Source organism: Streptomyces sp. NPDC111656, assembly GCF_055656965.1.
Genome location: NZ_JBVKCA010000065.1, coordinates 1 through 4,410, shown reverse-complemented (window position 1 = coordinate 4,410; position 4,410 = coordinate 1). Strand labels below are relative to the sequence as shown.

The window sequence follows — 4,410 nt, the reverse complement described above, 5'->3', positions numbered from 1 at the left end:
CTCGCCCACACACCCACATCAGCAAGGTCCCCACCCATAACCACATCAACGACGAACCTGGCCAGCAGTCACGGTAGGCACCGTTGCAGTACTAGCCCCGAAGTGCCAGCTCAGGAGACCCCGGACACCCGGAACGAGTCGCGCCGAAGGCGTACCGAAATCTGAGCGCCACAGTTGGCCAGACTGGCCAACTGTGGCGCTCAGTCACAGTTGGCTGTGGCGGAGCACGGTCGTTTGCGAGTGGAGCGCGCTGTCTTGTGAGTGGCCTTGCGGTGACGCTACGTAGCCAAGGAAGAGCTGGCGAAAGGGCCTCTGGGGGAAGGTGTCCGGGCCGCTAGGTTGTCCAGGTGCGCTACCTAGTACTCCAGCTGTAGATGGTGATCTTCAGGCTTGAGCCGCTTGCGTCGCTTGCCGCTGGGAGATTGCAGATCAACTGTGGGACACCCGTGCTGTAACTCGGCGCATTTGCGCAGGGCCGCCTGAGCGGTCCTTGGTCGGCGGGCTATCTTGCGGTGCATGCAGACGGTGAACTGGAGCGATGTCCGGGAGCGGACCGTCGCTCTCTATGCACGGCGGGGATCGAGGGCCGGTGCCGTTCTCCCGCCGGTCCTAAGCGAAGCCCAGGTGCGTCAGGCCGAGGAACAGTTCGGTGTGGTGTTCCCCGACGACTATCGCCAGTACCTGCTGCGCGTCAGTGCCGGCGGGCGGGTGCGCACGCTCCGGGTCGATCAGAGTGGCTGGCGCTGGGACGGCGATCAGCCTTCAGACCGTGCGAACCTGTATGTTCCGTTCCCGGACCACGACGCTGCTCTCGCAGCGAGCGAAGATCTTTGGCTGACCGAACCCCAGGAGGGGGACTACGCCTCCGCTGCGGGCTACCAAGCCGATCATGACGCGTGGCGGGAGATGGCCGATGCCGCCGAGGACGCGCGGACTTCCGGGGCCGTCCCTCTCTGCGATGACGGCTGCGGCTTCTACACCCTGCTCGTGGTCAGCGGACCCATGCGTGGCGCCATGTGGTTCGACGGACGCGCGACCTGCGATCGCCTCAACCCGCTCTTGAACGACGACGGACAGCCCGCCACCTTCGCCGAGTGGTACCTGGACTGGCTCACCCACGAGGAACCGCTGACAACCCCGGAACTGCGTCGTGCGGCAAACGACCGGTGGCACGCCGGGACGGACGTGCCCATCTGGCTGCGCTGGTTCGATTCGTGAGCCGTCGGCGCTCTGGCGGCGAGTCGCGTTCGTGCTGGTGGGGGCCGGTGCGGGAACGGGTGCGATCACCGTTGATCATCGGTGTGTGAAGACTGAAGATCATGCGGTGGCCGCAGGTCACAGCGTAGACCCTGCCCGCTGGCAGGAGGCATTCGAGGGCCTGATGGCGCGGATCGTAGGCCGTTTCACGCGGGTCGAACCCCGACGTCGGGTCCGGCGGCTGGTGCTCGGACTCCTGTCGGACTTGCCTCGCAAGAATTGCTGGACGATCGCCGAGTGGGCCGGGGAGTCCACCCCGGGCGGCATGCAGCACTTGCTCAGCCGGGCCAAGTGGGACGCCGACGCGGTCCGTGACGCCCTGCGGGGCTACGTGGTGGAGCATCTGCACGACGAGCGGGCGGTGCTGGTGGTCGACGAGACCGGCGACGTGAAGAAGGGTGTCGGCACGGTCGGCGTCCAGCGCCAGTACACCGGGACTGCCGGCCGGATCGAGAATGCCCAAGTTGCCGTCTACATGGTCTACGCCGGTCGGCGCGGGCACGCCGCGGTGGACCGGGAGTTGTACGTCCCGCGCTCCTGGACCGCTGACCCTGACCGTTGCCGCGCCGCCGGGCTCGGCGAGGAGACCTCGTTCTCCACCAAGCCGGAATTGGCTGCGCGGATGGTCGCCCGGTTCCTGGACGCCGGCTACCGGGCTGCATGGGTGGCGGGCGACGAGGTCTACGGCGGCAACCCGAAACTTCGCGCTGTGCTGGAGGAACGCGGCACCAGCTATGTCCTCGCGGTGGCCTGCTCGCACGAAGCTGCCACGGGAGCTGGTAGGTTCCGCGCGGATGCCCTGGCCAAGAAGGTTCCCAAGCGGGCCTGGCAGAAGCTGACGGCTGGGACCGGGGCGAAATGGCACCGCTTCTACGACTGGGCCGTCATCGACCTCGCCGACCCCCGGTCCGGGAGCCGTCAGCTGCTGATCCGCCGCAATCGCAGTACCGGTGAACTCGCCTACTACCTCTGCTACTCGCCCGCCATAGTGCCGCTGGCCGAGCTGGTCCGAGTGGCTGGATCAAGGTGTCGGGTGGAGGAGTTCTTTCAGTCCGGAAAGGGCCTGGCCGCCCTGGACGAGCACCAGGTCCGCCGCTACGCGTCCTGGTCCCGCTGGGTCACTCTCGCCATGCTCGCCCATGCCTTCCTCGCTGTCGTCCGAGCCGATGAACACGCCCGACAACCAGCACCCAACGGTCTCATACCTATCACCTGCAACGAGATCCAGCGCCTGTTCATCACCCTCGTCATTCAGCCCGTCCACGATGCCGCCCATCAGCTCGCCTGGTCCGACTGGCGACGTCGCCACCAGGCCCGATCCCAGGCCAGCCACTACCGTCGGCAAGCCGCTCAAGCCTGAAGATCACCATCTACAGCTGGAGTACTAGGGGCGAGGGTGCCTCGATCATCGGCATCATCGTCGGCCGCCGGGGTACCTGCGACGCACACCACCCCCCTGCGCGAGGAAGCGAGAACACCGTGAGCGAGCGCCGCCCGGAAGCCCCCGGGACCAGCGGGAAGCCGATACCGAAGCCGGTACCCAGGGATCCGCCGGATCAGCAGGCCACCGCCGACGAGGATCCCTGGGACGCCGTCGGTGTCCCGATGCAGTCCGCCATCGAGGAGCAGCCGGACCTGGAGATTCCCGATACGGACGAGGCCGGCACCGGCCGGAGGGGCGCCCCGCACTCAGGCAGCCGACGTCCGGAGCATCCCGTGCCCGACGAACCGCCCGCCTGACGCTCCGCGTGCCGCGGGAGCCCCGGCAGGTGCCGCTGGGACAGATGCCTGCGACGGGTGACAGGAGTCCGGCGACCCGAGAGGACATGTCATGGGTGTACGCACCTGGGTGAGCGATTGGCCCGTCCGCCGACAGCCGACCGGAGCCGATCCCCTGGCACGTGGCCTGGCCACCATGTCGGCGCACACAAGGCAGCTCAGGCCGCGCACCGCATGAGGCTCGCCGCTCCATGGAACTCGACCTGCTGACCAAGGCCCGCCTCCACTGCGGCGGACGTGACCCATCTCCGGCGGGCGAGAACGCTTCCACCCTGTCTCCTGGGCCTTTCCGCGAAGCTGTTCGCCGTCGGCCTGACCGCAGAATCGATTTGGTAGCCCAGGACTTTGCCGAGGGGTCTGCCTCATACCGCCCTTGATCTGTTTCGTCCTGGCATTTCCTGGTGCTGCCAGATTTCGCGGACACGGCTGCGCGACCGCATTGTGGCTCGGTTGCGGAGCCGTCGTGCCCAGCGCATGGTTTAAGCACCAATTCGATCCTCATTGGAGGGCAACGAGTCATGAGCAAGGCGAAGGCAAAGGCCAAGCAGGTCAAAGGAAAGTTGAAAGAGACGACTGGCAAGGCCATGGACGACCAGGGCATGCAGGCCGAGGGCCGTGGTGAGCAGATCGTCGGTAAGACGCAGGAGACCGCGGAAAAGGCGGCAGACCGTGTGAAGAGGACCGGCCGGTAGGACTTCGCTCCGGCGACACATTCGACGGGACGCACCGAGCCGAGCGAATGCCGAGTCCGAATATCTCGTCGGTCGGCACCCCCTGCGGTTTGGCTGCGTGAGCCGAATCGAGGCGGTCGGGACAGCCCCGACCGCCTCGGTCTGTTGCGCGCCACGGCAGGCAGTCCGACTCGTCTGGCGTCGGTCGCTGCGCGGTGCGCGTGGAACAGCGGTTGCCGCGCATTGGAAGGGGCACCCGGCTCTCGGGTGACCACCGAGTCCGGGGTCGAGCCACGCCCCATGAAGACAGTGGTGTCAGGCAGGTCAGGCGGTACGACGATGAAGAGCGACGCAGCACTGCACGGTGAGGTCACCGCCAGTCACTCGGTGTTCGGAGCACCCTGCTGGGCGAGTCTGACCACGCGAGATCTGCAGACGGTGGAGGACTTCTACCGCGCCGTGCTGGGCTGGGAGTGGCGCACGAGCAGCACGATGGGCGACCAGTACCGGGTCGCGAGCGTGCAGCAGGTCCCGGTCGCAGGGATCTCGGAGGTGCACTTCGGGGTGAACACGGCCGTCGCGTGGACGCCGTATTTCGCGGTGGCGAGTGCGGACGAGACGGTGTCCCGTAGTCAGGAGCGCGGGGGTACGACCGCGGTGGGGCCGCTGTCGTTCCCGCCGGGCCGGGCGGCCCTGCTGGCCG

5 protein-coding genes are annotated in these 4,410 nt (G+C 67.3%); all 5 read left to right on the top strand.

Features of this window, described 5'->3' with window-relative positions:
* Window positions 1-516 precede the first annotated feature (516 nt).
* Window positions 517-1,218 carry an SMI1/KNR4 family protein gene (locus ACZ7M3_RS52610; protein WP_472073922.1) on the top strand — a complete coding sequence of 234 codons (702 nt, stop codon included), beginning with the start codon at window positions 517-519 and terminating at the stop codon, window positions 1,216-1,218.
* Window positions 1,219-1,381: 163 nt separating this feature from the next.
* On the top strand, window positions 1,382-2,617 hold the full coding sequence (locus tag ACZ7M3_RS52605; protein WP_472073924.1) for an IS701 family transposase: 1,236 nt from the start codon (window positions 1,382-1,384) through the stop codon (window positions 2,615-2,617).
* Window positions 2,618-2,736: 119 nt separating this feature from the next.
* Window positions 2,737-2,997, top strand: a complete 261-nt coding sequence (locus ACZ7M3_RS52600) for a hypothetical protein (protein ID WP_472073920.1) — start codon at window positions 2,737-2,739, stop codon at window positions 2,995-2,997.
* Between the two features lie 557 nt (window positions 2,998-3,554).
* Window positions 3,555-3,728 (top strand): CsbD family protein, encoded by a 174-nt coding sequence (locus ACZ7M3_RS52595; RefSeq protein WP_452983900.1) that lies wholly within the window; start codon window positions 3,555-3,557, stop codon window positions 3,726-3,728.
* A 318-nt stretch (window positions 3,729-4,046) separates the two neighbouring features.
* The coding region (locus ACZ7M3_RS52590; protein ID WP_472073918.1) for a VOC family protein at window positions 4,047-4,410 on the top strand (364 nt) is incomplete at its 3' end.